This is a genomic window from Variovorax sp. GW823-FHT04F07 (genome assembly GCF_058795995.1).
Genome location: NZ_JBXAIG010000007.1, coordinates 148,577 through 173,061 on the forward strand (window position 1 = coordinate 148,577; position 24,485 = coordinate 173,061).

22 protein-coding genes are annotated in these 24,485 nt (G+C 69.3%); 7 read left to right on the forward strand and 15 right to left on the reverse strand.

Annotated elements, in window-relative coordinates:
• Nucleotides 1-17: 17 nt before the first annotated feature.
• Together AC1RAA_RS26725 and AC1RAA_RS26730 are read right to left on the reverse strand one after the other, a co-directional pair.
• Nucleotides 18-980 carry a tripartite tricarboxylate transporter substrate binding protein gene (locus AC1RAA_RS26725; protein ID WP_492731463.1) on the reverse strand — a complete coding sequence of 321 codons (963 nt, stop codon included), beginning with the start codon at nt 978-980 and terminating at the stop codon, nt 18-20.
• 40 nt (nt 981-1,020) lie between these two features.
• Nucleotides 1,021-2,271: a flavin-dependent oxidoreductase gene (locus AC1RAA_RS26730; protein WP_492731465.1), complete on the reverse strand. Its 1,251-nt coding sequence runs from the start codon at nt 2,269-2,271 to the stop codon at nt 1,021-1,023.
• A gap of 72 nt (nt 2,272-2,343) precedes the next feature.
• On the opposite strand from AC1RAA_RS26730, the gene AC1RAA_RS26735 reads away from it, so the two are divergent.
• Nucleotides 2,344-3,243, forward strand: coding sequence for a LysR family transcriptional regulator (locus AC1RAA_RS26735; RefSeq protein ID WP_062472705.1), 900 nt, complete (start codon nt 2,344-2,346; stop codon nt 3,241-3,243).
• 3 nt (nt 3,244-3,246) lie between these two features.
• Here the strand turns inward: AC1RAA_RS26735 and AC1RAA_RS26740 are convergent, their stop codons facing one another.
• The 4 genes from AC1RAA_RS26740 to AC1RAA_RS26755 all read right to left on the reverse strand — a co-directional run bounded on the left by AC1RAA_RS26740 (nt 3,247) and on the right by AC1RAA_RS26755 (nt 8,168).
• A complete protein-coding gene (locus tag AC1RAA_RS26740) occupies nt 3,247-5,250 on the reverse strand; it encodes a DUF4034 domain-containing protein (protein ID WP_492731467.1) in 2,004 nt (667 codons plus the stop codon).
• Between the two features lie 16 nt (nt 5,251-5,266).
• Nucleotides 5,267-6,076: a DUF1266 domain-containing protein gene (locus tag AC1RAA_RS26745; RefSeq protein ID WP_492731469.1), complete on the reverse strand. Its 810-nt coding sequence runs from the start codon at nt 6,074-6,076 to the stop codon at nt 5,267-5,269.
• Nucleotides 6,077-6,206: 130 nt separating this feature from the next.
• Nucleotides 6,207-7,349 carry a hypothetical protein gene (locus AC1RAA_RS26750; RefSeq protein ID WP_492731471.1) on the reverse strand — a complete coding sequence of 381 codons (1,143 nt, stop codon included), beginning with the start codon at nt 7,347-7,349 and terminating at the stop codon, nt 6,207-6,209.
• Nucleotides 7,350-7,364: 15 nt separating this feature from the next.
• Nucleotides 7,365-8,168: an exodeoxyribonuclease III gene (locus AC1RAA_RS26755; RefSeq protein WP_062472711.1), complete on the reverse strand. Its 804-nt coding sequence runs from the start codon at nt 8,166-8,168 to the stop codon at nt 7,365-7,367.
• Nucleotides 8,169-8,180: 12 nt separating this feature from the next.
• Between AC1RAA_RS26755 and pyrE the strand changes: the two genes are divergently transcribed.
• Both pyrE and AC1RAA_RS26765 read left to right on the forward strand, forming a co-directional pair.
• Nucleotides 8,181-8,861 (forward strand): orotate phosphoribosyltransferase, encoded by a 681-nt coding sequence (gene pyrE, locus AC1RAA_RS26760; RefSeq protein ID WP_492731472.1) that lies wholly within the window; start codon nt 8,181-8,183, stop codon nt 8,859-8,861.
• Between the two features lie 12 nt (nt 8,862-8,873).
• The gene (locus AC1RAA_RS26765; protein ID WP_492731474.1) at nt 8,874-9,566 is read left to right on the forward strand and encodes a DUF4124 domain-containing protein; all 693 of its coding nucleotides are present in this window, start codon (nt 8,874-8,876) and stop codon (nt 9,564-9,566) included.
• A gap of 46 nt (nt 9,567-9,612) precedes the next feature.
• Here AC1RAA_RS26765 and gatB read toward each other — a convergent pair whose 3' ends face one another.
• Genes gatB through gatC form a run of 3 tightly spaced genes read right to left on the reverse strand, consistent with a single transcriptional unit; the run spans nt 9,613 to nt 12,894 of the window.
• A complete protein-coding gene (gene gatB, locus AC1RAA_RS26770; RefSeq protein WP_492731475.1) occupies nt 9,613-11,103 on the reverse strand; it encodes an Asp-tRNA(Asn)/Glu-tRNA(Gln) amidotransferase subunit GatB in 1,491 nt (496 codons plus the stop codon).
• A 1-nt stretch (nt 11,104) separates the two neighbouring features.
• On the reverse strand, nt 11,105-12,595 hold the full coding sequence (gene gatA / locus AC1RAA_RS26775; protein WP_492731477.1) for an Asp-tRNA(Asn)/Glu-tRNA(Gln) amidotransferase subunit GatA: 1,491 nt from the start codon (nt 12,593-12,595) through the stop codon (nt 11,105-11,107).
• Nucleotides 12,595-12,894: an Asp-tRNA(Asn)/Glu-tRNA(Gln) amidotransferase subunit GatC gene (gene gatC / locus AC1RAA_RS26780; RefSeq protein ID WP_489060235.1), complete on the reverse strand. Its 300-nt coding sequence runs from the start codon at nt 12,892-12,894 to the stop codon at nt 12,595-12,597. Before gatC ends, gatA begins: the two co-directional genes overlap by 1 nt.
• Before the next feature lie 216 nt (nt 12,895-13,110).
• On the opposite strand from gatC, the gene AC1RAA_RS26785 reads away from it, so the two are divergent.
• From AC1RAA_RS26785 to mrdA, 4 genes are all read left to right on the forward strand, one after another.
• Entirely contained in the window at nt 13,111-14,154 is a 1,044-nt protein-coding gene (locus AC1RAA_RS26785) for a rod shape-determining protein (RefSeq protein WP_056583929.1), read from the forward strand.
• 86 nt (nt 14,155-14,240) lie between these two features.
• On the forward strand, nt 14,241-15,203 hold the full coding sequence (mreC, locus tag AC1RAA_RS26790) for a rod shape-determining protein MreC (protein WP_095743224.1): 963 nt from the start codon (nt 14,241-14,243) through the stop codon (nt 15,201-15,203).
• Entirely contained in the window at nt 15,200-15,721 is a 522-nt protein-coding gene (mreD, locus tag AC1RAA_RS26795; RefSeq protein WP_062472721.1) for a rod shape-determining protein MreD, read from the forward strand. The genes mreC and mreD overlap by 4 nt, the downstream gene beginning before the upstream one ends.
• A 147-nt stretch (nt 15,722-15,868) precedes the next feature.
• Nucleotides 15,869-17,866 (forward strand): penicillin-binding protein 2, encoded by a 1,998-nt coding sequence (gene mrdA / locus AC1RAA_RS26800; RefSeq protein WP_062472723.1) that lies wholly within the window; start codon nt 15,869-15,871, stop codon nt 17,864-17,866.
• A gap of 40 nt (nt 17,867-17,906) precedes the next feature.
• On the opposite strand, the gene fahA is transcribed toward mrdA, so the two are convergent.
• The 6 genes from fahA to AC1RAA_RS26830 form a co-directional block, all read right to left on the reverse strand.
• Entirely contained in the window at nt 17,907-19,172 is a 1,266-nt protein-coding gene (gene fahA, locus AC1RAA_RS26805) for a fumarylacetoacetase (RefSeq protein WP_307696483.1), read from the reverse strand.
• Between the two features lie 26 nt (nt 19,173-19,198).
• The gene (locus AC1RAA_RS26810; protein ID WP_492731478.1) at nt 19,199-20,173 is read right to left on the reverse strand and encodes a Bug family tripartite tricarboxylate transporter substrate binding protein; all 975 of its coding nucleotides are present in this window, start codon (nt 20,171-20,173) and stop codon (nt 19,199-19,201) included.
• A complete protein-coding gene (hmgA, locus tag AC1RAA_RS26815; RefSeq protein ID WP_139703990.1) occupies nt 20,170-21,480 on the reverse strand; it encodes a homogentisate 1,2-dioxygenase in 1,311 nt (436 codons plus the stop codon). Before hmgA ends, AC1RAA_RS26810 begins: the two co-directional genes overlap by 4 nt.
• Before the next feature lie 46 nt (nt 21,481-21,526).
• A complete protein-coding gene (locus AC1RAA_RS26820; RefSeq protein ID WP_070063480.1) occupies nt 21,527-21,721 on the reverse strand; it encodes a DUF2783 domain-containing protein in 195 nt (64 codons plus the stop codon).
• 5 nt (nt 21,722-21,726) lie between these two features.
• Nucleotides 21,727-23,364: an FAD-dependent oxidoreductase gene (locus AC1RAA_RS26825; protein WP_492731481.1), complete on the reverse strand. Its 1,638-nt coding sequence runs from the start codon at nt 23,362-23,364 to the stop codon at nt 21,727-21,729.
• Nucleotides 23,365-23,428: 64 nt separating this feature from the next.
• Entirely contained in the window at nt 23,429-24,388 is a 960-nt protein-coding gene (locus tag AC1RAA_RS26830) for an MBL fold metallo-hydrolase (protein ID WP_159278856.1), read from the reverse strand.
• Nucleotides 24,389-24,485: the final 97 nt, after the last annotated feature.

Here is a 24,485-nt window from a genome sequence, read left to right on the forward strand (position 1 = left end):
TGCGCTTCCCGCCGCGCTCAGTCGGCGGTGATGTTCCCCTTCTTCACCACCGTCGCCCAGCGCTGCGCATCCTTCTGGATCAGCGCGCCGAACGCCGCCGGCGTCGAGCTGGCGGGCACCATGCCTTGCGACTCGAAGGACTTCGCCACCTCGGGCGACTTCAGCACCGCGGCGATCTCCGTGTTGAGCCGCGCCACCACGTTGGCCGGCGTGCCCTTGGGCGCGAGCACGCCGTACCACATGTCGACGTTGTCGGCGGTCACGCCGGCCTCGGCGAGCGTGGGTACGTCGGGCAGCTGCGGCAGGCGGTGGCTGCTGCCGGTGGCGAGCGCCTTGAGCTTGCCGGCCTGGATGTGCTGCAGCGCCACGTGCACCGGCAGGAACATCGCGTCGATGCGCCCGCCGAGCAGGTCGGTGACGGCGCCGGCCGTGCCCTTGTAGGGCACGTGCAGCAGGTCGGTGCCGGTGCCCTGCATCAGCAGCGCCATCGACAGGTGGTGCGGCGTGCCGACGCCCGGCGTGGCGTAGGTCAGCTTGCCGGGGTTGGCCTTGGCGGTGGCCACCAGTTGCGCGAGCGAGCCGGCCTTCTGGGTGGCCGGGTTGGTTACCAGCAGCAGCGTGCCCCACGAGGTCTGCGACACCGGCGTGAAGTCGGCCACCGGGTCGTAGGCGAGCGACTTGTACAGGCCCTTGTTCATCACCAGCGTGTTGACCTGCACCAGCAGCGTGTAGCCGTCGGGCTTGGCGCGCGCCACCTTCTCGCTGCCGATGTTGCCGCTGGCACCGGCCAGGTTCTCCACGATCACCGGCTGGCCGAGCACGGCGGGCAGGCGGGCCGAGAGCTGTCGTGCGATCAGGTCGATGCCGGTGCCGGGTGTGTAGGGCACCACCAGCGTCACCGGCTGGTCGGGCCAGGCGTGGGCCGCGGCGGCGCTGGCCGCAACCAGCAGGGTGGCGAAGGTCCTGGTCAGAAATTTCATCGTGTCTTGTCTCCGTCTTGATCTGTGAATGTGCCGGCGCTCAGAGGTACGACGCGCGCGCCTTCAGCGCCGCCGGGTCGTAGCCGGCCACGCGCTTGTAGTGGTCCGAGATCGCCTGCAGTTCCTGCTGCGTGACGATCGCGTCGAGGTTCTCGACGCGCTGGCCGCCCGAACGCTCGAACACCTCGCGCAGGATGGTGTCGGGCGGGTTGCTGCGGTTGGTCAGCACCACGTCGGTGGTGGCCTTCACGCGCACGCGGTCGTAGGTGTCGAGCGCCGCGGTGCCCACGCCTTCGCGCTTCATCGCACCCGCCAGGAAGCGCGCGTCGATGATCGACTGGCCCGCGCCGTTGGAGCCGCGCGGCACCATCGGGTGCGCGGCGTCGCCCAGCAGCGTGAGGCGGCCGTGGCTCCAGCGCGGCAGCGGGTCCTGGTCGACCATCGGGTACTCCAGGATGGTGTCGGAGGCCAGGATCAGCGCGGGCACGTCGAGCCAGTCGAAGTGCCAGTCGGCGAAGGCGGGCAGGAAGTCCTCGAGGCGCCCGGCGCGGCTCCAGTCGCGCATCGCGGGCTGGGGCGCGTGGATCTCGGCCACCCAGTTCACGAGCTGGCGGCCCTGGTCGTCGATGTCGTTGCGGATCGGGTAGATCACCATCTTGCCGACGGTGAGCCAGCCCGCGCGCACCATGCTGCCGCCCGAGAGAAAGGGCTTCCAGGCAGCAGTCCCTCGCCACATGTTGATGCCCGAATAGCGCGGCGCGCCCTCGTCCGGATACAGCTGCTTGCGCAGCGCCGAGTGGATGCCGTCGCAGCCCACCGCGACCGCGCCGCGCACCGGCGCGCGGCCGTCGGCAAAGTGCACCGTCACGCCGTCGGCGTCCTGTTCGACGCCGGTGCAGCGGTGGCCGCACCGCACGCTGTCGGGGCCCAGGCGCTTCAAGGTTTCGTTCAGCAGCACGGTCTGCAGGTCGCCGCGGTGGATCGAGTACTGCGGCCAGTCGTAGCCCGCGTGCTGGCCGGCGGGCTCGCGAAACACGAGCTGGCCGTGCTCGGTGAAGAAGACCGCCTCCTGCGTGCGCACGCCCACGGCGTCGAGCGCGTCGAGCAGGCCCAGCTCGGAGAGCTCGCGCACCGCATGCGGCAGCAGGTTGATGCCCACGCCGAGCGGGCGCAGCTCGGGCACGGCCTCGTACACGCGGCAGGCGATGCCGGCCTGGTGCAGGCTCAGGGCGAGGGTCAGGCCGCCGATGCCGGCGCCGAGGATGATGACTTCGTTGGGTGCGGTGCTCATGGGGTCCGTATTGGGACCGCAAAAGAGGCATATGGGAAATTTAGATGTGATATGGATTTATCATGAATCCTTATGAACCTGACCACGCGCCAGATGCGCGCCTTCCTGCAGGTGGCGCGCATCGGCAACTTCACCCGCGCGGCGGAGCAGGCGCACATCACCCAGGCCGGCCTGAGCATCCTGATCCGCGAGATGGAGAAGCAGCTCGGTTGCCGCCTGTTCGACCGCACCACGCGCATGGTGAGCCTCACGCCGGCCGGCCGCCGCCTGCTGCCGGTGGTGGAGCGGCTCGTCACCGACCTCGATGACGTGGCCGCCGAACTCGGCGCCGAGGGCGATGCGGCGCGCCAGACGCTGCGCATCGCGGCCACGCCGCTGGTGTCCTCGCACCTGCTGCCCTGGGTGTTCGCGAGTTTTCGCGCCGCGCATCCGCAGGTCGTGCTGCGCCTCTTCGACGCCGACCTGCGCGATGTGGAAGCGATGGTGGCCGCGGGCGAGGCCGACCTCGGCCTGGGCTTCTTCTTCAAGGCCGCGGCGGGGCTCGACCGCACGCCCGTGGGGCGCTTCGAGCTGATGCGCGTCACGCAGGCCACGGCCGACGGCGAACCGGTCGGCACCGCGCCCTGGTCCGCGCTGCGCGGCGCCACGCTGATCGGCCTGCCGCCCGGCAACCCGATCCAGAAGGTGATCGAACGCCAGCTCGGCGAGATCGGCCTGGCCGACGCGCAGCGGCCCGCCTTCAACTTCTTCGGCACGCTGATCTCGATGGTCGAGGCCGGCTTCGGCACCGCCGTGATGCCCACCTTCGCGCTGGCGGCCTGCCGCCGTCACCGCGTGAAGACCGACGTGCTGCTGAAGCCGCGCGTGGGCATGGACTTCTTTCGCCTGACCAAGCGCGGCACGCACGAGACCGAGGCGATGCGCGCCTTCAGCGAGACGCTGGCCAAGGCCTTGCCGGCGTTGTCCCGCTAGCCGTTACACCATCGCGTTGTCGCCGCCCGGGATCTCGTGCGCCTTGATCTGCCGGCGCGTGAGCTTGTAGAGCGTGGACGACAGGAAGCCGTCCTGGTGGGTGTTCTTGGTCACGTTCACCACGAACTCGTCCTCGGGCGCCACGGCCTGCGCGCCCATGATCCAGCGCACGCTCTCGCGGTAGTTGTAGAGCACCTTGTCGTTGGCGTCGGCCAGCAGGGTCGACAGCGTGGCCATGGCGATGGCGTCGCCGTTGGTCGCGTGCTCGCGCACGAAGTCCAGGTGGCGGTGGCGCACGGGGATGTCGGACAGGTCGCTGATGAACATCAACGCGCCCTCGGTGGCGTCGTCGTGGCCCAGCTCGCGGGCCTTCAGCATGGCCTCGACCGCCTGCGCCTGCAGCACGGGGCGTTGCGCCGCGGGCGTGGCGTCTTCCCAGGCCATGTCGTGGCAGAGGTAGCCCAGCTTGTAGGCTGCGACGCTGTTGCCGGCCTGTGCCGCCTGGCCGTAGCAGTGCATCGCCTGCTGCCGGTCCTTGGTGCCGTGCTCGCCGCCTGCGTGGAAGATGCCGAGCGTGAGCAGGCATGAGGTGTCGCCGGCGGCCAGTCCCATCTCCAGGATCTCGAAGGCTTCCTTGTTGCGCGGCACGCGCCACAGCGCGCGGGCCAGGTCGTCCCAGTTCTCGGTGCCGGCGTTGCGTTCGCGCGCGGCCGCCAGCCAGGCGTTGCCGGTCGCCGCGTTGGGCACGAAGCCGAAGGCGCCCTTCAGGCTGCAGTAGCCGTGCAGGATCAGCGCGGTGTTGCATTCGTAGGCGTTGGCGCTGTTGCAGATGGCCTGGCCCAGCCACTGGCCGCCGGGGTCCTGCTCCAGGGCGACGTGCACCGCCATGTTCATGGCGTAGTCGTCGTCGATGGGATGGTGGCTCTCGGCCTCGCGCAGGCAGGCCAGCGCTTCGGCGTGCTGGTCGAGCATGTAGTGGCTCACGGCCAGCCAGCGCAGGGTTTCCCAGCGGTGGTAGGGGTAGAGCGCCTCCTGGGTGCGCTGGCGCGTAGCGGCCATGCGCTGCTGGGCTTCGGCCGGGTCTTCGTCCTTGTCGACGCTGTTGCCCTGGTAGTCGTCGCGCCAGATCTCGTGGCGCAGCCGGTCTTTCTCGACCTCGCTCAGGTGGGCGCAGGCGGGCGAGGCGATGAAGGCGCGCACGCGCTCGTGGCTGCCGCCCCAGCGCGGCTGCTGGAACCAGACGCACTGGCGCATGAAGAAGAACAGCCGCGGGTGCACGTGCAGCGTGGCGTGGATCCAGTAGGACGTGCCGCTGATCACCTTGCGGCCCTGCACGGGCGAGGGCAGGGCGGTGGGCACGGCCTCGGGGCAGGCGACGCGCTCGTCGTGCGCGAGGCCGGAGCGCGCGAGCTGCGCCAGCAACTCCTCGCGGGTGGCCGCATCGTCGTCCAGCGAAAAGTCGTGCTGCAGCGGCTTGTCGGGCCAGCGGCCGCTGCGCACCAGTTCGGTCAGCCAGTCGGGCTCGTTGAAGGCCGAGGTGCTCTGCAGCAGCAGGGCGCAGGCGGTCCACATCGTGGGCGCGAGCGTGAGGGCGCGCAGCGCGGCCACGGCGCAGCGCGTGGCGCAGGCATGGGCGCATTCCCAGCCCAGCGCGGTGACCGTGCTGGCCCAGCCCGAGCCGCGGTACTCGTAGGCCCAGTGGTACCAGTAGTGCGCTTCGCAGAGCCAGGCGTGGGCCGATTGCGGGTTGGCGGCCTGCCATGCGGCCAGGCGGGCCAGCCCTTCGGCGCCGTCGGCGGTGCAGCCGGCCAGGTCGTCGGGCAGCGCGCCGTAGTAGCGCTCTTCCTCGTCGCGGTCTTGAAAGCTGGCGGCCAGCGCGTCGTCGAGCCGCTGGTCGAGCGCGGCGTAGTCGCCGGCGCGCAGCAGGGCGTCGATGTCGCAGAGCTTCCAGCGCGCGGGCGCGGGGGGAATCACGGTCGCTGCGGCAGAGGGCGTGTGGGTGGTCATGGGCGGGGCTCGCGCGTCAGGCCGACGCGGCGGGGGCGAGAGTGACGGGTTGGGGATCGAAGATGCGGTAGCGCTTCCAGGGCAGCGTGAGCCAGTTGCCCTGGGTGTTCTGCAGGTGCTCCTGCACCTCCAGCGTGGCGCGCGACGAGGCGGGGCCGTCCTGGCTGCTGATGCGCAGCCAGTGCAGCCGCGCCCGCGCATAGGCATGGCCGAAGTCTTCCCAGCTCTCGAAGCTGTCCTGCGCGCGCTGTGCGTTGAGGAACAGCACCAGCCAGGCCTGCGACTCGGGCACCCAGCCCAGCAGCGCGATGCAGCGCACCAGGAAGGCGGTGCGCGCGCAGTCGAAGGCCAGCGCGTCGCGCACCTGGCCTTCGGCCGCGAGCTGTTCGTAGAAATTGGCGTGGGTGCGGCCGAGCCCGCCGACCCAGCCGACGAGCGCGGCCTGCATCTGCGTGGCGATGTCGCGCTCGGGCAGGTCGGCGGCCATGTTCATTTCGCGCAGCACCTGCCTGGCCAGCCGCTGGCGCTGCTCGGCGGGCACCTCGAGCGCCAGCGTGTCGCTGTCGCAGCGCAGGCCGTTGCGCAGCAGCAGGATGTCGCCGAGCGCCAGCGCCCAGCGGCGGCGGTTGGGCTTCACCTTGCCGGCGTCGGCCTTGGCCTGCGCGGCGCGCACCGCGAGGTCGGCGTTGGCCTTTTCCATGTGGCCGATCGCCGTGCCCGAGCCGTGCACGACGATGCGGAATGCCGTGCGCACGACGAACCACGCGATGCGCACCCCGAGGTACAGCAGGCCCAGGAACACCAGGATGACGATGGCCTGTGTCATGGCAATGCCGCTCCCAGCGGCGGCGCGCACACGGCGGCGCTCAGCGAGATGCCTTCGATCTCCAGCATCGCGGCGGGCGCCTGCGTGGGGGCCGCCTGCAGCGACGGCGGCAACCGGTTCGGGGGCAGCGTCAGCCGGGCGGCGGCGGCTGCTCGAAGTGCTCGATCAGGTGGAAGTTGCCGCTCATCACGCTGAGCAGGAAGTCGGGGCTCTGAACGTCGGTGACGAACTTCCATTCACCCCGGGCGGCGTCCGAGGCCTCGGGCTCGAACACCAGGCCCATGCCCTCGCAGTCGCTGTGGCGCTCGCCGCGCGGCGGCAGCGTGCGCAGGAACTGCAGCACGTCGTCCGCGTACTTGCGGATCGGGTGGCGGTTCTGCTTGCCCTTGATCTGGTCGACGCGCAGCCCGTCGGGATGCACTTCGAGGCTGATGGTCACGTGCGGCAGGTTGCCCGCGCTGCGCAGCGTGAACAGGCGCAGCCGGCCGCTCTGCGCGGCGCTGGCGTACTGCTCGCCGTAGCCGCCGTTCAGCTTCTTGATGTTGGCGAACTGGCCCAGGCAGTGCTGCATGTGGAACGACTCGTAGGCCATTTCCTCGCGCAAGGCCGCATGGCTGCCGATGAACTCGAAGATCACGCCGTTGGGCGTGCGCAGCACTTCCTTCAGCGCCAGGCCGCTGCTGGGCACCCAGCCCTTGTTGCGCTTGGCCTGCATGCGCTGGTGCTCCTGCTCCCACAGGGCCATGGCCATGAAGCAGGTGATGCGCTGCAGCTTCTGTTCGAGCCGCGTGCCGCGCCGCGAACGCAAAAACTCGACCAGCATGCGTTCGCGGTCGACCAGCAGCAGGTGGTCGGGGTCGAAGTAGTAGAAAGTCTTCGGAGCGGCTTCGGCGGCGGGCGATTCGGCCGTGTTGCCCTTGTTGCCCTTGGACTTTTCCTTGTCCTGCGCGGACGCCGCGTTCACCGCGGCAGGGGCGCGCGGCTGCAGCTGCTTCGCCAGCCACTCGGGCAGCGGCTTGTCGGGCCCGGCCGCGGCCAGGTAGTCGGCGGGCGACTGCACCGGCAGCACGTTGGCGAAGCTGCCGATGGCCCAGCGGAAGAAGTGGTTCAGCAGCCAGGCCGCCATGTCGGCGTCGTCGCCGCGCTCGGCGCTGCGGCGGGCGATCGCGGCCTTCACCTCGGGCGCGTTCACCACGTCGCGCGGCAGATAAACCGCCGTCGCGGCAGGTGGCGCGGAGGGGCTCGTGGAAGGAGACGGAGTCGGGATGGGCATCGACGGGCGGGCGACTTACAGCGTGAAGTCGTACTCCACCGTGATCGGCGCGTGGTCGCTGAACTTGACCGTCTTGTAGATCGCCTCGGTGCGCGCCAGCGCGCCCATGGCCGGCGTGGCCAGGTGGTAGTCCAGCCGCCATCCCACGTTGTTCGCGTAGGCCTGGCCGCGGTTGCTCCACCAGGTGTAGGCGTCGCCTGTGGTGTCGGGCTTGAGGCGGCGGTACACGTCCACCAGGCCGGCGCCTTCGGTGCCGGCGTCGAGCAGGCGCGTCATCCAGGCGCGTTCTTCGGGCAGGAAGCCGCTGTTCTTCTGGTTGCCGCGCCAGTTCTTCAGGTCGATTTCCTGGTGCGCGATGTTGATGTCGCCGCACAGGATGAACTCGCGCTCCTTCTTCAGCGCCAGCAGGTGCGGGAAGAAGCCCTTCAGGAAGCGGAACTTGGCGGCCTGGCGCTCCTCGCCCGAGCTGCCGCTCGGGAAGTAGCAGCTGATGACCGAGAACTTGCGTTTCGGCGTGTCGAAGCGCAGCTCGAGGTAGCGGCCTTCGGCGTCGAATTCGGGATCACCCCAGCCCACCACCACGGCGCTGGGCGCATGCTTCGTGTAGATGGCGGTGCCCGCGTAGCCTTTTTTCTCGGCAAAGTGGAAGTGGCCCTGCAGGCCGGCCATCTGCTCGAAGCGGCCTTCGACATCGCTGGCCTGGACGCGGATCTCCTGCATGCAAATACAATCCGGCGCGAGTTCGGCCACCCAGTCGGCGACGCCCTTGGTGGCCGCCGAGCGCAGGCCATTGAGATTGAGACTGGTCAGTTTGAACACAAGGAATTTCCAATGGCTGTAGACGGTCAGACAAGCAGCGCGGTGGCACAGGACTTCGTCCAGTTCGCGCTCGACGCCGGCGTGCTTCGCTTCGGCGAATTCAAGACCAAGGCCGGTCGCATGAGCCCGTATTTCTTCAATTCGGGCCTCTTCGACGACGGCGCCAAGATCGCGCGGCTCGCCGGATTCTATGCAGACCGCCTGGTCGAAAGCGGCCTCGAGTTCGACATGATCTTCGGCCCCGCCTACAAGGGCATCCCGCTGGGCGCCACCGTGGCCGCCGAGCTGGCCCGCCGTGGCCGCAACTACCCCTTCGCCTACAACCGCAAGGAAGCCAAGGCGCACGGCGAAGGCGGCAATCTGGTGGGCGCGCCGCTGAAGGGCCGCGTGCTGATCGTCGACGACGTGATGTCGGCCGGCACCGCGGTGCGCGAATCCATCGCCGCGATCCAGGCCGCGGGCGCCACGCCGCATGCCGTGGCCATCGCCCTGGACCGGCAGGAAAAAGCCACCGAGAACGGCGTCGACGTGGACCACAGCGCCGTGCAGTACGTGCGCAACCAGCTCGGCCTCGCGGTGGTGCCCATCGCCACGCTGGACGACCTGCTGAGCTACCTCTCGGGCAACGCCGCCGCCGCCCTCGGCGCGCACCGCGAGCGCGTGCTGGCCTACCGCACGCGCTACGGCGCCTGAGACGCAGCGCCGATGCGACGCCCCGCGCGCGATCCCTCTTCTGCCGCCGTCGTGGCGTCGCTGTGGCTGGGCCTGGCGGCCCTGTCGTCGTGCGCAACGGCGCTGGCCCAGCCCGCCAGGACGGACGGGCCCGGCGTCGGCATCTACACCTGCGTCGACGCGCGCGGGCGCACGCTCACGGCCGACCGGCCGATCGCCGAGTGCAGCGACCGCGAGCAGCGCGAACTGGGCCCGAGCGGCACGGTGCGCCGCAAGCTGGAGCCGACCTACACGGCGCGCGAGCAGCAGGAGCGCGAGGACCGCGCGCGCGAAGCCGCCATCCAGGCCGCACGGCTCATCGACGAGCGCCGCCGCGAGCGCGCGCTGCTGGTGCGCTACCCCAACGCCACCACGCACGACCGCGAGCGCGTCGAGGCCCTGTCGCAGATCGATGCGGTGATCCAGGCCGCGAAGAAGCGCCTCGTCGAGCTCGCCGACGACCGCAAGAAGATCGACGAGGAGCTCGAGTTCTACAAGCAGGACACGAGCAAGGCGCCCGGCGCCGTGCGCCGCCGCATCGAGGACAACACGCAGAGCGTGGCCGTGCAGAACCGCTTCATCACGGAGCAGGAAGACGAGAAGAAGCGCGTGAATGCGCGCTTCGACGAAGAGCGCGGGCGCCTGAAGACGCTCTGGTCGCCGCAGAACGGCGGCAACCCGCGCTGAACGAACCCGCCGGGGCCTGGCGCCAGGCCCCGGGGCTCGTTCGTGATCAGCCCAGCTTGGCTTTCAGCAGCTCGGTGACCTGTGCAGGGTTGGCCTTGCCCCCGCTGGCCTTCATGACCTGCCCCACGAGGCCGTTGAGCGCCTTTTCCTTGCCGCCGCGGTATTCCTCGACGTTCTTCGCGTTCTTGGCAATCACCTCGTCGAGGATCTTGTCGAGCGCGCCGGCGTCGTTCATCGGCTTCAGGTCTTTCGCTTCGATGATCGCGTCGACATCGCTGCCTTCGCCGCTCCACAGCGCCTCGAACACCTGGCGCGCGGCGTTGTTGGGCAGCGTGCCGTCGGCGATGCGCGTCACCAGCTGCGCGAGCTGCGCGGCCTTCACGGGCGCGGCCTCGATGCCGATCTCGGCGGCGTTCAGGCGGCGTGCCATCTCGCCGGTGATCCAGTTGCTGGCCAGCTTGGGCGCCGCGCCGGCGTTCACCGCGTCGTCGAAGTAGCGGGCCAGCGCCGCGCCCTGCGTGAGCTGCGCGGCGTCGTATTCCGACAGGCCGTGGTCACGCACATAGCGCTCGGCCGTGGCACGCGGCAGCTCGGACATGGTGGCGCGCACGCGCTCGATCCACTCGGCGGCCACCACGAGGGGGGGCAGATCGGGGTCGGGGAAGTAGCGGTAGTCGGCCGCGTCTTCCTTGGTGCGCATGGTGCGCGTCTCGCCGGTGGCGGGGTCGAACAGCACGGTGGCCTGCTCGATGGCGCGGCCTTCTTCGAGCTCGTCGATCTGCGAGTTGATCTCGTAGTCGATCGCCTGCTGCATGAACTTGAAGCTGTTCAGGTTCTTGATCTCGCGGCGCGTGCCGAGCTTCTCACCGGGCTTGCGCACCGACACGTTGGCGTCGCAGCGAAAGCTCCCTTCCTGCATGTTGCCGTCGCAGATGCCGATCCACGTGACGATCTTGTGCAGCTCCTTCGCATAGGCCACGGCCTCGGCGGTGGAGCGCATGTCGGGCTCGGTCACGATCTCCAGCAGCGGCGTGCCGGCGCGGTTCAGGTCGATGCCGCTCTGGCCGATGAAGTCTTCGTGCAGCGACTTGCCCGCGTCTTCCTCGAGGTGGGCGCGCACCAGGCGCACGGTCTTCTTTTCTTCGCCGAGGAAGAACGACACCGCACCGCCTTGCACCACCGGGATCTCGAACTGGCTGATCTGGTAGCCCTTGGGCAGGTCGGGGTAGAAGTAGTTCTTGCGCGCGAACACGCTGCGCGGCGCGATGTGCGAGCCCAGCGCCAGGCCCAGCTTGATGGCGCGTTCGACCGCGCCCTTGTTCATCACGGGCAGCGTGCCGGGCAGTGCCAGGTCGACCGCGCAGGCCTGCGTGTTGGGCTCGGCGCCGAAGGCCGTGGAGGCGCGGCTGAAGATCTTGCTCGCGGTCGAGAGTTGGGCGTGCGTCTCGAAGCCGATGATGACTTCATAGCCGCGCACCAGCGGGCCGGTCGGGCGGCCTTGTTGTTGTGCTTCGAATGTGTTCACGGTCTCGCTCATGTCAGAAGCCCTCCGGCGTGCGCGTATGCCAGTCGGTGGCTTGCTGGAAGCGGTGCGCTGCATTGAGCAGCTTCGCTTCGCCGAAGTAGTTGCCGATCAGCTGCAGGCCCACGGGCATGCCGCCGTCGAAGCCCGCGGGCACGCTCATGCCCGGAAGGCCGGCGAGCGACGCGGGCAGCGTGAAGATGTCGGCGAGGTAGTCGGCCACGGGGTCGTCGCCGTGTTCGCCGATCTTCCAGGCGGTGGTCGGCGCGGCGGGGCCGGCGATCACGTCGCATTGCGTCAGCGCCTGCTGGAAGTCGTCCGCGATCATGCGGCGCACCTTCTGCGCTTGCAGGTAGTAGGCGTCGTAGTAGCCGTGCGAGAGCACGTAGGTGCCGATCATGATGCGGCGCTTCACTTCGTCGCCGAAGCCTTCGGCGCGCGTGCGTTCGTACATCTCGGCCAGGTCCTTGTACTGCTTGGCGCGGTGGCCGAACTTGACGCCATCGAAGCGGCTCAGGTTGCTCGAGGCTTCGGCCGCGGCCAGGATGTAGTACACGGGAATCGACAGCTCGGTGCGCGGCAGCGACACCTCGACGCGCTTGGCGCCGAGTTTTTCATACTGCAACAGCGCTGCATCAATTGCAGCACGCACGCCCGGCGCCACGCCTTCGCCGAAGAACTCCTTCGGCACGCCGATGCGCAGGCCTTCGAGCGAGTCGTTCAGCGAGCGGCCGAAGTTCTCGGCGGGCTTGTCGAGCGAGGTCGAATCGCGGTCGAGGTCGGGGCCGCAGAAGGCCGACAGCAGCAGCGCGCAGTCTTCGGCCGAGCGGGCCATCGGGCCGGCCTGGTCGAGGCTGGAGGCGAAGGCCACCATGCCGTAGCGCGAGGCGCGCCCGTAGGTCGGCTTGATGCCGGTGATGCCGCAGAACGACGCGGGCTGGCGGATCGAGCCGCCGGTGTCGGTGCCGGTGGCGGCAGGCGCGAGGCGTGCCGCGACAGCCGCCGCGCTGGCGCCCGACGAGCCGCCCGGAATGCGTTCGAGGTTCCAGGGGTTGCGCACTGGTACAGCTTTGTCGTGGCCCACGGCGGGCACGGCGACGTTCTCGTTGGCCGAGCCCATCGCGAACTCGTCGCAGCTGAGCTTGCCCAGCGTGACCGCGCCGGCTTCGGCCAGGCGGCGCACCACGGTCGCGTCGAAGGGCGAGCGGTAGCCCGCGAGAATCTTCGAGCCGGCGGTGGTGGCGAAATCGGTGGTGACGAAGATGTCCTTGTGCGCGATCGGCACGCCGGCCAGCGCGGGCGCGTTGCCCTTGGCGATGAGCGCGTCGGCCGCGCGGGCCTGGGCCAGCGTGACTTCTTCGTTGACGTCGACGAAGGTGCCGAGCGACTCGTGGGCCTTCATGCGGCCGAGAAACGCCTGCGAGGCTTCGACGGCCGAAACCTTGCGCTCGGCCAAGGCCTTGGCCAGGGCGACCACGCCCATCTGGTGCAGTTGCTCGCCGCTCATTATTCGATCACCTTGGGCACGAGGAACAGGCCGGCTTCGACGGCCGGGGCGCTCTTCTGGTTGGCTTCGCGGTTGTTCGGCTCGCTCACGACGTCGTCGCGCAGGCGCAGCGTCACGTCTTCGAGCGCGGCCACCGGGTGCGCCAGCGGCTCGATGCCCGTGGTGTCGACCGCGCGCATGCGTTCGACCAGATCGAAGAAGCCGTTGATTTGAGTGAGCATGCGCTCGCTTTCATCTGGGGCAAGCTGCAGCCGCGCCAGCGAGGCGATGCGTGCAATATCGGAAGCGGAAAGAGACATAGATGGCTGACGGGTCGAAAAAACCGGAGGCAATCGCACGCCGAAGAGGGTGCCGACACGGGATTCAGAGGGGATTCGGTTATTATCCCGCCTTTGCCGCAACCCCCGCGAACGCGCCGGCTTTTGCGCCAAAAACGATCAATTCACCCCGTCAAACGACCCAAAAATAGAGCGACGACCTGCCGATGCGCAGGCCGTGCTCAGAGGATTCCGCACATGTTTGGAGCTTTCCGTCGGTACTTCTCCACCGACCTGGCGATCGACCTCGGCACCGCCAACACCCTGATCTTCGCCCGCAACAAGGGCATCGTGCTGGACGAGCCCTCCGTGGTCGCGATCCGCCACGAAGGCGGCCCCCATGGCAAGAAGGTGATCCAGGCCGTCGGCCGCGAAGCCAAGGCCATGCTGGGCAAGGTGCCCGGCAACATCGAAGCCATCCGCCCGATGAAGGACGGCGTCATTGCCGACTTCGTGATCACCGAGCAGATGATCAAGCAGTTCATCAAGATGGTGCACCCGCGCACGCTGCTCACGCCGAGCCCGCGCATCATCATCTGCGTGCCCTGCGGCTCGACCCAGGTCGAGCGCCGCGCCATCAAGGACGCGGCCGAAGCCGCCGGCGCCACCGCCGTCTACCTCATCGAAGAACCCATGGCCGCGGCCATCGGCGCCGGCCTGCCCGTCAGCGAAGCCTCGGGCTCGATGGTGGTCGACATCGGCGGCGGCACCACCGAAGTGGGCGTGATCTCGCTGGGCGGCATGGTCTACAAGGGCTCGGTCCGTGTGGGCGGCGACCGCTTCGACGAAGCCATCATCAACTACATCCGCCGCAACTACGGCATGCTGATCGGCGAGCCGACGGCCGAAGTCATCAAGAAGAACATCGGCTCGGCCTTCCCGGGCTCCGAAGTCAAGGAAATGGAAGTCAAGGGCCGCAACCTTTCCGAAGGCGTGCCGCGCAGCTTCACCATCAGCAGCAACGAAGTGCTGGAAGCCCTGACCGATCCGCTCAACAACATCGTCTCGGCCGTGAAGAACGCGCTGGAACAGACGCCGCCCGAGCTGGGCGCCGACATCGCCGAGCGCGGCATGATGCTCACCGGCGGCGGCGCGCTGCTGCGCGACCTCGACCGCCTGCTCGCCGAGGAAACCGGCCTGCCGGTGCTCGTGGCCGAAGACCCGCTGACCTGCGTGGTGCGCGGCTGCGGCATCGCCCTGGAGCGCATGGACCGTCTGGGCAGCATCTTCACGAGCGAGTAAAAGGCGAAAGCCATCATCGGCCGGCCTCTGCTTGCGCAGGCCGGCTTTTTGTTATTTGATGCCGCACCACCGCCGGGTCTGACTACATGCCTCTGGGCACGCTCGATCGCACAGCGCCACCCCTGTTCAACCAGGGGCAATCGGCACTCAGCAAGCTGATCTTCTTCGGCGCGCTCTCGCTCTTCCTCATGGTCGCCGACGCACGCTTTCACCTCGTGAAGCCGATCCGCTCGGCCATCGGCGCGGTGCTCTACCCGGTGCAGATGGCGGCGCTCAAGCCGGTCATGCTGGTCATGGGCGGCAGCCGCTACTTCGAAGAGCTGCAGACCGCGCAGCGCAACGAAGACGAGGCCCGCAAGGCCCTGATGCTGCAGGCCGAGACCGCCAGCCGCGCCGACACGCTCGCGCAAGACAACGCCCGCCTGCGCGAGCTGCTCGAGCTGCGCCAGACCACCACCACGCCGGGCCGCCCGGCCGAGGTGCTGTACGACGCGGCCGACCCCTACACGCGCAAGATCGTCATCGACCAGGGCCTCGCGCAGGGCGTGGCCGCCGGCTCGCCGGTGATCGACGCGCGCGGCGTGCTGGGCCAGGTGACGCAGGTGCTGCCCTTCACGAGCGAGGTCACGCTGGTGATCGACCGCGACCTGGCCATTCCCGTGCAGAACACCCGCACCGGCGTGCGCAGCGTGGCCTTCGGCGACGCCTCGGCGCACGGCGGCGGCATGGAGCTGCGCTTCATGGCGGCCAATGCCGACCTGCAGGAAGGCGACCTGCTCTCTACCAGCGGCGTCGACGGCATCTACCCGGCCGGCCTGCCGGTGGCGAAGATCGAGCGCATCGAGCGCCGCGCCGATTCGGCCTTTGCGCGCATCTACTGCGTGCCGCTGGCCCGCGTGACCGCGGCGCGCTACGTGCTGGTGCTCGAGCCCTCGGGCGCCCCGGTGGCGCCGCCGCACGTCGAGGCCGCGTCCACCCAGCGCAAGCGCCCCGAAGGCAAGCCGGGCGCCGGCAAGAACGAGAAGAAACCGGCGGGAGCCACGCGATGATCAAGCGCCCCGGCCAGCAGCAGCTCCTGCTGCCCGTCAGCCCCGTCTTCATGTGGACCAGCCTGCTCGTGGCGCTGCTGGTCAACATGATCCCCATCGGCCGCGCCGCCTGGATGCCCGACCTGCTGGCGCTGGTGATCGTGTTCTGGGGCGTGCACCAGCCCGCGCGCGTGGGCATCGGCGCGGCCTTCATGTTCGGCCTGCTCATGGACGTGCACCAGTCGTCGATGCTGGGCCAGCATGCGCTGTCCTACACCACGCTGGGCTTCTTCGCGATCATGATCCACCGGCGCCTGCTGTGGTACCCGGTGCTCTCGCAGGCGCTGCAGGTGCTGCCGCTGTTTGCGCTGTCGCAGTTCATCGAGGTGATCACGCGCATGATCGGCGGCGGCGTGTTCCCGGGCTGGGGCGTGCTGGTCTCGCCGGCGCTCGAGGCGGCGCTGTGGCCGCTGGCCACCGCGCTGCTGCTGGCGCCCCAGCGCCGCACGCCCGAACCCGACGAGAACCGCCCCCTCTAGTCATGGTGCCCCCCGGCTTTTCACTTCGCTTCGCTGCGTGTAACTCCACCCCCCGAGGGGGAGGCGCGGCCCGCCTTGGGGCGGCCCGGCGGCGGCCGCCCGTCGCATTTGCCATCGCACCTGCGCACGCCTAAGCTTCCTGACGCCATGACCGAAATCCGCAACGTTGCCGCCGACCTGGCGCGCTTCAAGCGCCGCGTGATCGTCATCGGCCTGGCGGTGCTGTTCGCCTTCAGCCTGCTGGGCTCGCGGCTGGTCTACCTGCAGGTGGTGCGCCATGCCGACCTGGCCGAGCAGGCCGAGAGCAACCGCACGGCCGTGGTGCCGGTGGTGCCGAACCGGGGGCTCATCCTCGATCGCAACGGCATCGTGCTGGCCTCCAACTACTCGGCCTACACGCTGGAGATCACGCCCTCCAAGGTCGGCGACGTCGAGGAGACCATCAACAGCCTGACCAGCGTGCTCGAGGTGTCGCCGCGCGACCGCCGCCGCTTCAAGCGCCTGCGCGAAGACTCGCGCAGCTTCGACTCCATTCCGATCCGCACCCGCCTGAGCGACGAAGAGGTGGCGCGCTTCGCGGCGCAGCGCTACCGCTTCCCGGGCGTGGAGATCAAGGCGCGCCTGTTCCGCAACTACCCGCAGGGCGAGCTGGCCTCGCACGTGCTGGGCTACATCGGCCGCATCAACCAGCGCGAAAAGACCGCGATGGAAGACTGGGACGAGGAAGACCAGGCCAACTACAAAGGCACCGACTACATCGGCAAGCTGGGCATCGAGCAGAGCTACGAGAAGATGCTGCACGGCCAGACCGGCGTCGAGCAGATGGAAACCTCGGCCGGCGGGCGCGCCGTGCGCCGGCTCGCGAGCCACCCGGCCACGCCGGGCAACACCGTCATGCTGTCGCTGGACATCAAGCTGCAGAAGCTGGTGGAAGACATGTACGGCGACCGGCGCGGCGCGCTCGTTGCCATCGACCCCAAGACCGGCGAGGTGCTGGCCTTCGTGAGCAAGCCCACCTTCGACCCCAACCTGTTCGTCGAGGGCATCGACACCGAGAGCTGGCAGGCGCTCACCGAATCGATCGACAAGCCGCTGCTGAACCGCGCGCTGCGCGGCACCTACCCGCCGGGCTCCACCTACAAGCCCTTCATGGCGCTGGCGGCGCTGCAGACCGGCAAGCGCGCCGCGAGCGTGGTGGTGAACGACCCCGGCTACTTCAACTTCGGCGGCCACCGCTTCGGCAGCCCCGAGGGCTATCTGGGCGGCGTCGACATGCGCCGCTCGATCCAGGTGTCGAGCAACATCTACTACTACTCGCTGGCCAACGAGATGGGCGTGGACCTGATCCACGACTTCATGAAGCCGATGGGCTTCGGCCAGATCACCGGCATCGACCTGGGCGGCGAGGTGCGCGGCGTGCTGCCCAGCACCGAATGGAAGCGCAACGCCTACAAGCGGCCCGAGCAGAAGAAGTGGTACGCGGGCGAGACCATCTCGCTGGGCATCGGGCAGGGCTACAACGCCTTCACCATGCTGCAGCTGGCGCAGGCCACGGCCATCGTGGCCGACGGCGGCATGAAGCACCGGCCGCACCTGGCGCTGGCGATGCGCAACACGGTCAGTGGGCAGGTCGTGCCGCTGCCGCAGCCGCCGGCCGAGAACCTGGGCTACACGGCGGCCAACGTGGCGGTGATCCGCGAGGGCCTGACCAGCGTGGTCACCAGCGGCACCGCGCGCGGCGTGTTCGCGGGCGCGGGCTACCAGGCGGCCGGCAAGACCGGCACGGCGCAGGCCGTGACGCAGGCCAAGAACACCAAGTACAACGCGCGCGCGCTCGAAGAACACCAGCGCGACCACGCGCTGTTCATGGCCTACGCGCCGGCCAACAACCCGAAGATCGCGCTCGCCGTCATCGTCGAGAACGCCGGCTGGGGCGCGGGCGCCGCGGCGCCGCTGGCGCGCCGCGTGTTCGACTACTGGCTCATGGACCAGTACCCGAGCGAGGCCGACATGGCCGCCGTGCGCATCGGCCGCGCGGGCGCGCCGATGGGCAAGCCGCGCGTGGCCAGCGAGGTGGCCTGGCCCGCGGCGGCCGCGGTGCCGGCACCGGCGGGCGCGGCATCGTCGGCGGCGCCGACGCCCTGACAGGCGCGCCCCGCGGGGCGCACCGTCTCTCAGGCCAGGGTCAGACCACCGTCCCGGCGACTTCACCCAGGCCGATGCGCACCGCGCCTTCGCGCTCGCACCAGCCGCGCATCACCAGCGTGTCGCCGTCTTCCAGGAAGGTGCGCTTCTCGCCGTTCGGCAGCGTGACCGGCTGCTTGCCGCCCAGCGTGAGTTCCATCAGCGAGCCGGCCTGGTCGGGCTGCGGGCCCGACAGCGTGCCCGAGCCCAGCAGGTCGCCGGGCTGCAGGTTGCAGCCGTTCACCGTGTGGTGCGTGATGAGCTGCGCGGCGGTCCAGTAGGCGGCCTCGGTGGTGTTGCCCAGCGTGAGGCGCACGGGCGCCACGCCGTCGGCGCGCATCTTCGCGGTCTGCAGCAGCACTTCGAGCGTGATGTCGAGCGCGCCGCTGTCGCGGTTCGACGGGGCGTCGAGGTAGGGCAGCGGTTGCGGGTCTTCGGCGGGGCGCTCGAACTTCGCGCGGAACGGCGCCAGCGCTTCGGTCGTCACGATCCAGGGCGACAGCGTGCTGGCGAAGTTCTTCGCCAGGAACGGGCCCAGCGGCTGGTATTCCCAGGCCTGCAGGTCGCGCGCCGACCAGTCGTTGAGCAGGGTCACGCCGAACAGGTGGTCTTCGGCGTCGCCGATGGCGATGGGCTCGCCCAGCGCGTTGCCGCGGCCCACGAGGAAACCCAGCTCCAGTTCGTAGTCCAGCCGCTTCGAGGGGCCGAAGCTCGGCGCCACCGCGTCGGGTGCCTTGGTCTGGCCTTGCGGGCGCTTGAAGACCTGGCCGCTCACGCCGATCGACGAGGCGCGGCCGTGGTAGCCGATGGGCACCCACTTGTAGTTGGGCATCAGCGGCTGGTCGGGACGGAACAGCTTGCCGATGGTGGTGGCGTGGTGGATGCCCGTGTAGAAGTCGGTGTAGTCGCCGATGCGGCAGGGCACGGTCATCTCGGCCTGGGCCTGCGCGAGCAGCGCCTTCGACCATGCAGCCTGCTGGCCGCTGCCTTCGGCGAGGCCCGCGGAGATCGCGGCGCGCAGCGCCTGGCGGTCTTTCACCGAGGCGTTCATCAGCACGTTCATGTCGTCGGTGTCGATGAGGCCGGTGGCGCGCAGGTCGAGGATCTGGTCGCCGATGGCCACGCCGATGCGGAAGGCCTCGCTGCTGCCGGCGGCGCGGAAGCGGCCGAAGGGCAGGTTCTGGATCGGGAAGTCGGTGCCGGCCACGTTGGCGGCGGCGACCCAGCTGCGCAGCTTCGGGTCGTGGGTGGCGTTGAGTGCGGTCATGGAGGTCTTTCGGTTCTTGAATCGGATCAGTCTGCGGTCATGCCCGCTTTTTTGGCGACGTCGCCCAGGCGCTTGTATTCGGTGTCGGTGAGCGTGGTGAGCTCCTGCGCGCTCGAGCCGCGCGGCGAGAAGCCGGCCTGCTGCAGCTTGGCCTTCACGTCGGGCATCGCCAGCGCTTCGACGAACGCTTCGTTCAGCGCCTTCACGATCGGTGCCGGCAGTTTCGCCGGACCGTACACGCCGAACCACGGCTCCAGCGCATAGCCCTTGAGGCCCGCTTCGGCCATCGTCGGCACGTCAGGCAGCGAGGGCGAGCGCGTGGAACCCGCCACGGCCAGCGCGCGCAGCTTGCCGGCCTGGATGTGCGGCAGCGACGCCGGCAGGTTGTCGAACATCACGCCGATGGTGTTGCCCAGCATGTCGGTGATGGCCGGGCCGCTGCCCTTGTAGGCCACGTGCGTGAGATCGGTGCCGGTCATCTGCGCGAACATCACGCCGGCCAGGTTCATCGAGGTGCCGGCGCCTGCGGTGGCGTAGGGCAGGCCGGGGTTCTTCTTCGCGGCGGCGATGAGCTCGGGCACGGTCTTGATGGCCGAACTTGCCGGCACTTCGAGCACGATGGTCGACATGCCCAGCAGGCTGATGGCCGTGAAGTCCTTGCGCGGGTCGAAGGCCATCGACTTGTAGATGTGCGGGTTCAGCGCGTTGGTCGAGATGGCGCCGAAGCCGATCGTGTAGCCGTCGGGCGCGGCCTTGGCCACGGCGTCCATGCCGATGTTGCCGCCCGCGCCGCCGCGGTTGTCGATGAGCACCGGCTGGCCCAGCTTCTCCGACACTTTCTGGCCCACGGTGCGAGCCACCAGGTCGGTGGTGCCGCCGGCCGTGTAGGGCACGATGAACTTGATGGGCTTGGACGGAAAGTCGGCCGCGTGCGCCAGCAGGGGCGCGGCCAGCAGCGCGAGGGCCGCGGCGCGGCGGGTGAGGGTGAGAGCGTGCGTCATGCCTTGAACTGGTCCTTCAAGCCGGCCCAGCAGTCGGTGTAGTCGGTGTCGAGCGCCGGGCTTTGCAGCGCGAAGTTCGTCGGGATGAAACGGTAGCGGCTCTCGAACATGAAGGCCAGCGTGTTGTCCAGCTTGTGCGGCTTGAGGTCGGCGTGGGTGGCCTTGTCGAAGGCTTCCTCGTCGGGCCCGTGCGGCACCATGCAGTTGTGCAGGCTCGCGCCGCCGGGCTTGAAGCCGCCCGGCTTGGCGTCGTACTCGCCCAGCACCAGGCCCATGAACTCGCTCATGAGGTTGCGGTGGAACCACGGCGGACGGAAGGTGTTTTCCATCACCATCCAGCGCGGCGGGAAGATCACGAAGTCGCAGTTGGCCGTGCCGGGCGTGTCGCTGGGCGAAGTCAGCACGGTGAAGATCGAGGGATCGGGATGGTCGAAGCTGATCGAGCCGATGACCATGAAGTTGGCCGTGTCGTACTTCACCGGTGCGAGGTTGCCGTGCCAGGCGACCACGTTGAAGGGCGACTGCTTCGTCGGCGCGGTCCAGAAGCGGCCGCCGAATTTCTTCACCAGCTCGTAGGCGCCGCCGTCCGCCTCGAAGGCCGCCACGGGCGCCTGGAAGTCGCGCGCGTTGGCCAGGCCGTTCGAGCCGATCGGGCCCAGTTCGGGCAGGCGGAAATGAGCGCCGTAGTTCTCGCACACGTAGCCGCGCGAGAGTCCGTCGGGCAGTGCGACCTTGAAGGCCATGCCGCGCGGCAGCACCACGATTTCGCCGGGCTTCACGTCGAGCACGCCGAGTTCGGTCGTGACGACGAGGCGGCCTTGTTGGGGCATCACCAGCATCTCGCCGTCGGCGTTGACGAAGGCGCGCTGTTCCATCGAACGGCCCGCGAGGTACATCAGCGAGCCGATGCCGACCTGCGACTCGGCGTCGCCGTTGGCGGCCAGCGTGTGCATGCCGTCGATGAAGTCGACGTCGGCCGCGCCGTCCAGCGGCAGCGGGCCCCAGCGCATCGGCTCGGGCGGCAGCGCGATCTCGCGGTCGGCGCCGGTGGTCCAGTGCGCCTGTGCGTAGGGCTGGTAGCGGCCCGACACCACCGAGGGCTGGCGGCGGTACAGCCAGGTGCGGCGGTTCTCGTGGCGCGGCGCCGTGAAGGCGGTGCCCGAGAGCAGCTCGGTGTACAGGTCGAAGGGGCCGCGCTGCGGGTTGTTGCGGCCTTGGGGCAGCGCACCGGGCACGGCCTCGGAGGCGTATTCGTTGCCGAAGCCGCTCTGGTAGCGCCGTTCGGCGGCGGGTGTTGCTTGGGTCATGGGCTTGTCTTTCGAAAGTCGCGATGAGGTGGGAACGTGCGGCCGTTCAGCCGGCGCGCGCCGCGTCGAAGGCTTCGCGCAGCACGGCCAGCGAGCCGACATGGTTGGCCAGCACGAGCACGAGCCGTGCGTTGAAGGCGTGGCTTTCTTCGGTGGAAAGCCCCTGGTGGGCCTCGATGAGCGCTTCGTAGAAATCGTCGGGCGCTTCGAGGTTCGGCGTGGTGATCAGCTGTTGTTGCATCGGGGTCATGCCTTTGCCAGTGCGTGGTCGAGGGCCGCGCGAAGCTTCGCCGCCGTGGGGTGCCGCCAGCGCGCGCACACGTGCTGGTCGGGCCGCAACAGGTAGACGGTGCCGGGGTGCGCGTCGTAGCGCTGCGTGGCGAGTTCGGCGTCGGCGCCGGTGCCTTCCACGCGCACGACGTGCAGCGCGAGGTCGCTGCTCTTCAGCGCCTGCAGGCTGCGCTCGGCGGCGTCGCCGGTGCCGAACACCAGCGCGGTGAAGCGCGCCACATGGCATTCGCGCAGCAGCCAGCCGGTGCTGCCGTCGGCGCGCCGCACGGGCGCGTCGGCCGCGGCGGCGCCGGGCACCATCGCGCCGGCGAAGGTGTCGGCGTCGGGCGTGTTGAGCGGCGAGTCGCGCAGCACCGTGGCCACCGACAGCCGCCCGCTGTTGACCAGCGAGCGCGCGAAGGCGTGGCGCTTGGTCAGCTCGAGCACCGCGTCGCGGAACAGCCGGCTCACCTCGCTCTTGGGCGTGATGAAGTCGGTGGCGCGCGTGGAGTTGCGGATGTTCTCGTCGGCCGCGAACTCGCGTTCGCTGGCGTAGCTGTCGAGCAGCGCGTCGGGCGCGTCGCCGGCCAGCACGGCCGCGAGCTTCCAGGCGAGGTTGTCGGCGTCCTGCACGCCCGAGTTGGCACCGCGCGCGCCGAAGGGCGACACGCCGTGCGCCGAGTCGCCCGCGAACAGCACGCGGCCGTGGCGGAAGCGCTCCATGCGCTGGCAGGCGAAGGTGTAGACGCTGGCCCAGCCGATCTGGAACTGCACGCCTTCGAAGCCGATGCTGTCCAGCAGCGCGCGCACGCGCGGCGTGATGCGCTCGGGCTTGCGCTCTTCCACCGGGTCGGCGTCCCAGCCGAGCTGGAAGTCGACGCGCCACATGCCGTCGGCCTGCTTGTGCAGCAGCACGCTCTGGCCGGGGTGGAACGAGGGGTCGAACCAGAAGCGGCGCTCGGTCGGCAGCTGCGCGTCCATGGTGATGTCAGCGATCAGGAAGCGGTCGCGAAACACGCGGCCCTTGGCTTCCTGCCCCAGCATCTGGCGCAGGTTGGAGCGCGAGCCGTCGCAGGCGGCCACGTAGCCGGCCTGCAGGCGGTACTCGCCCTCGGGCGTTTCGACCGTGAGCACTGCGCCATCCTCGCCTTGCGCGATGCCGGTGACCTTGTTGTTCCAGCGCAGGTCGATCAGCGGCAAGGCCGCGGCGCGCTCGACGAGGTAGCCCTCGACGTAGTACTGCTGCAGGTTGATGAAGGCCGGGCGCTCGTGGCCGGGCTCGGGCAGCAGGTCGAAGCGGTAGACCTGCTCGTCATGGAAGAACACCTTGCCGACGTTCCACGACACGCCCTTGTCCACCATGCGGTCGCCGCAGCCGAGGCGGTCGAACACCTCGAGCGTGCGCTTGGCGAAGCAGATCGCGCGCGATCCGCTGGACAGGCTGTTGTCGTTGTCGAGCAGCACCACGGGCACCTGCCGCAGGGCGAGGTCGATGGCGAGCGTGAGGCCCACCGGGCCGGCGCCCACGACCACCACGGGGTGGCGGGCGGGCGCGGCGGCGTCCTGGTCGGCGTGGCGGGTGTAGTCGAAGCGCAGGCTTTGATAGTCGATCACGTGATGTCTCCGTGTTCTTGTCGTTTCCGTCGCCTTCCCCGCGCGGGGGAAGGTCGCGGCGCGATCAGCCTTCCAGGGCCTTCCACATGTCGATGTCGCGCTGGGCCGTCCACACGCGCGGGTCGGCGTGGCCCGAGGCCTCGTCGTAGGCGCGGCTCACGTCGAAGGGCATGCAGTGGTCGAAGATGACCCACTGCTTGTACTTGGGCTGCAGCTTCGCGTAGGTTTCCTTGTAGACCGCGTTCAGGTCGCGGCCGGCCTTCACGCCTTCCTGCACGCTGGCGTACACGTCGGAGATGAAGGCGCGCGTGCCGTTCAGGCCCTCGGCCACGGCTTCGGGCGTGGTCAGCGCGGCGCCGCGGCCCGGCACCAGGGCCAGGGGCTTCAGGGCGGCGATGTTGTCCAGCGTCTGCGGCCAGTCCTGGAAGTAGGCGTCGCCGGCGTACGGCGTGGCGCCGAACTCGACCAGGTCGCCCGACAGCAGCGCGCGCTCCTGGGGCAGCCAGACGACCGTGTCGCCCTTGGTGTGGCCGCGGCCCAGCTGCAGCAGCTGCACTTCGAGCTTGCCCAGCCACAGCGTCATCTTGCCGGTGAAGGTCATGGTGGGCCAGGTCAGGCCCGGGGGCACGGTCTCGACGTTCTGGAACAGGCGCGGGAAGCGGCCGATTTCGCTGGCCTTGTCTTCCTCGCCGCGCTCCACGATCAGGTCGCGCGTGTCCTGGCTGGCCAGGATGTGTTCGGCGCCGTAGCCCGCCGCGCCCAGCACGCGCACGGCGTGGTAATGGGTGAGCACCACGTACTTGATGGGCTTGTCGGTCACTTCGCGGATGCGGCGCACCACGTCGGCGGCCATGGCGGGCGTGGCCTGGGTGTCGGCCACCAGCACGCAGTCGTCGCCGATGATGATCCCGGTGTTGGGGTCGCCCTCGGCCGTGTAGGCCCAGGCGTGCTCCGAGATCTGGCTGAAGGTGATCTTCTTTTCTTCCAGGTCGGCCTGGCTGGCGAATTTCTTGGCTTGGCTCATCGTGTGTCTCCGGTGGGGTGGTTTTGGGATCCGCCTGATTCGTTTAAGGCGAACGAGTTTGCAGATAACGAATGCGCGGAGTGTAAGCCCGAGATCA

Excerpts from the sequence above, each read along its gene's own strand:
- AC1RAA_RS26730 (WP_492731465.1), bottom strand. The coding sequence starts at position 2,271 with ATGAGCACCGCACCCAACGAAGTCATCATCCTCGGCGCCGGCATCGGC.
- AC1RAA_RS26725 (WP_492731463.1), bottom strand. The coding sequence starts at position 980 with ATGAAATTTCTGACCAGGACCTTCGCCACCCTGCTGGTTGCGGCCAGC.
- mreD (WP_062472721.1), top strand. The coding sequence starts at position 15,200 with ATGATCAAGCGCCCCGGCCAGCAGCAGCTCCTGCTGCCCGTCAGCCCC.
- gatA (WP_492731477.1), bottom strand. The coding sequence starts at position 12,595 with ATGAGCGGCGAGCAACTGCACCAGATGGGCGTGGTCGCCCTGGCCAAG.
- AC1RAA_RS26750 (WP_492731471.1), bottom strand. The coding sequence starts at position 7,349 with ATGCCCATCCCGACTCCGTCTCCTTCCACGAGCCCCTCCGCGCCACCT.
- AC1RAA_RS26820 (WP_070063480.1), bottom strand. The coding sequence starts at position 21,721 with ATGCAACAACAGCTGATCACCACGCCGAACCTCGAAGCGCCCGACGAT.
- hmgA (WP_139703990.1), bottom strand. The coding sequence starts at position 21,480 with ATGACCCAAGCAACACCCGCCGCCGAACGGCGCTACCAGAGCGGCTTC.
- AC1RAA_RS26765 (WP_492731474.1), top strand. The coding sequence starts at position 8,874 with ATGCGACGCCCCGCGCGCGATCCCTCTTCTGCCGCCGTCGTGGCGTCG.
- AC1RAA_RS26740 (WP_492731467.1), bottom strand. The coding sequence starts at position 5,250 with ATGACCACCCACACGCCCTCTGCCGCAGCGACCGTGATTCCCCCCGCG.
- AC1RAA_RS26830 (WP_159278856.1), bottom strand. The coding sequence starts at position 24,388 with ATGAGCCAAGCCAAGAAATTCGCCAGCCAGGCCGACCTGGAAGAAAAG.
- AC1RAA_RS26735 (WP_062472705.1), top strand. The coding sequence starts at position 2,344 with ATGAACCTGACCACGCGCCAGATGCGCGCCTTCCTGCAGGTGGCGCGC.
- gatC (WP_489060235.1), bottom strand. The coding sequence starts at position 12,894 with ATGTCTCTTTCCGCTTCCGATATTGCACGCATCGCCTCGCTGGCGCGG.
- mrdA (WP_062472723.1), top strand. The coding sequence starts at position 15,869 with ATGACCGAAATCCGCAACGTTGCCGCCGACCTGGCGCGCTTCAAGCGC.
- mreC (WP_095743224.1), top strand. The coding sequence starts at position 14,241 with ATGCCTCTGGGCACGCTCGATCGCACAGCGCCACCCCTGTTCAACCAG.
- AC1RAA_RS26810 (WP_492731478.1), bottom strand. The coding sequence starts at position 20,173 with ATGACGCACGCTCTCACCCTCACCCGCCGCGCCGCGGCCCTCGCGCTG.
- AC1RAA_RS26745 (WP_492731469.1), bottom strand. The coding sequence starts at position 6,076 with ATGACACAGGCCATCGTCATCCTGGTGTTCCTGGGCCTGCTGTACCTC.
- AC1RAA_RS26785 (WP_056583929.1), top strand. The coding sequence starts at position 13,111 with ATGTTTGGAGCTTTCCGTCGGTACTTCTCCACCGACCTGGCGATCGAC.
- pyrE (WP_492731472.1), top strand. The coding sequence starts at position 8,181 with ATGGCTGTAGACGGTCAGACAAGCAGCGCGGTGGCACAGGACTTCGTC.
- fahA (WP_307696483.1), bottom strand. The coding sequence starts at position 19,172 with ATGACCGCACTCAACGCCACCCACGACCCGAAGCTGCGCAGCTGGGTC.
- gatB (WP_492731475.1), bottom strand. The coding sequence starts at position 11,103 with ATGAGCGAGACCGTGAACACATTCGAAGCACAACAACAAGGCCGCCCG.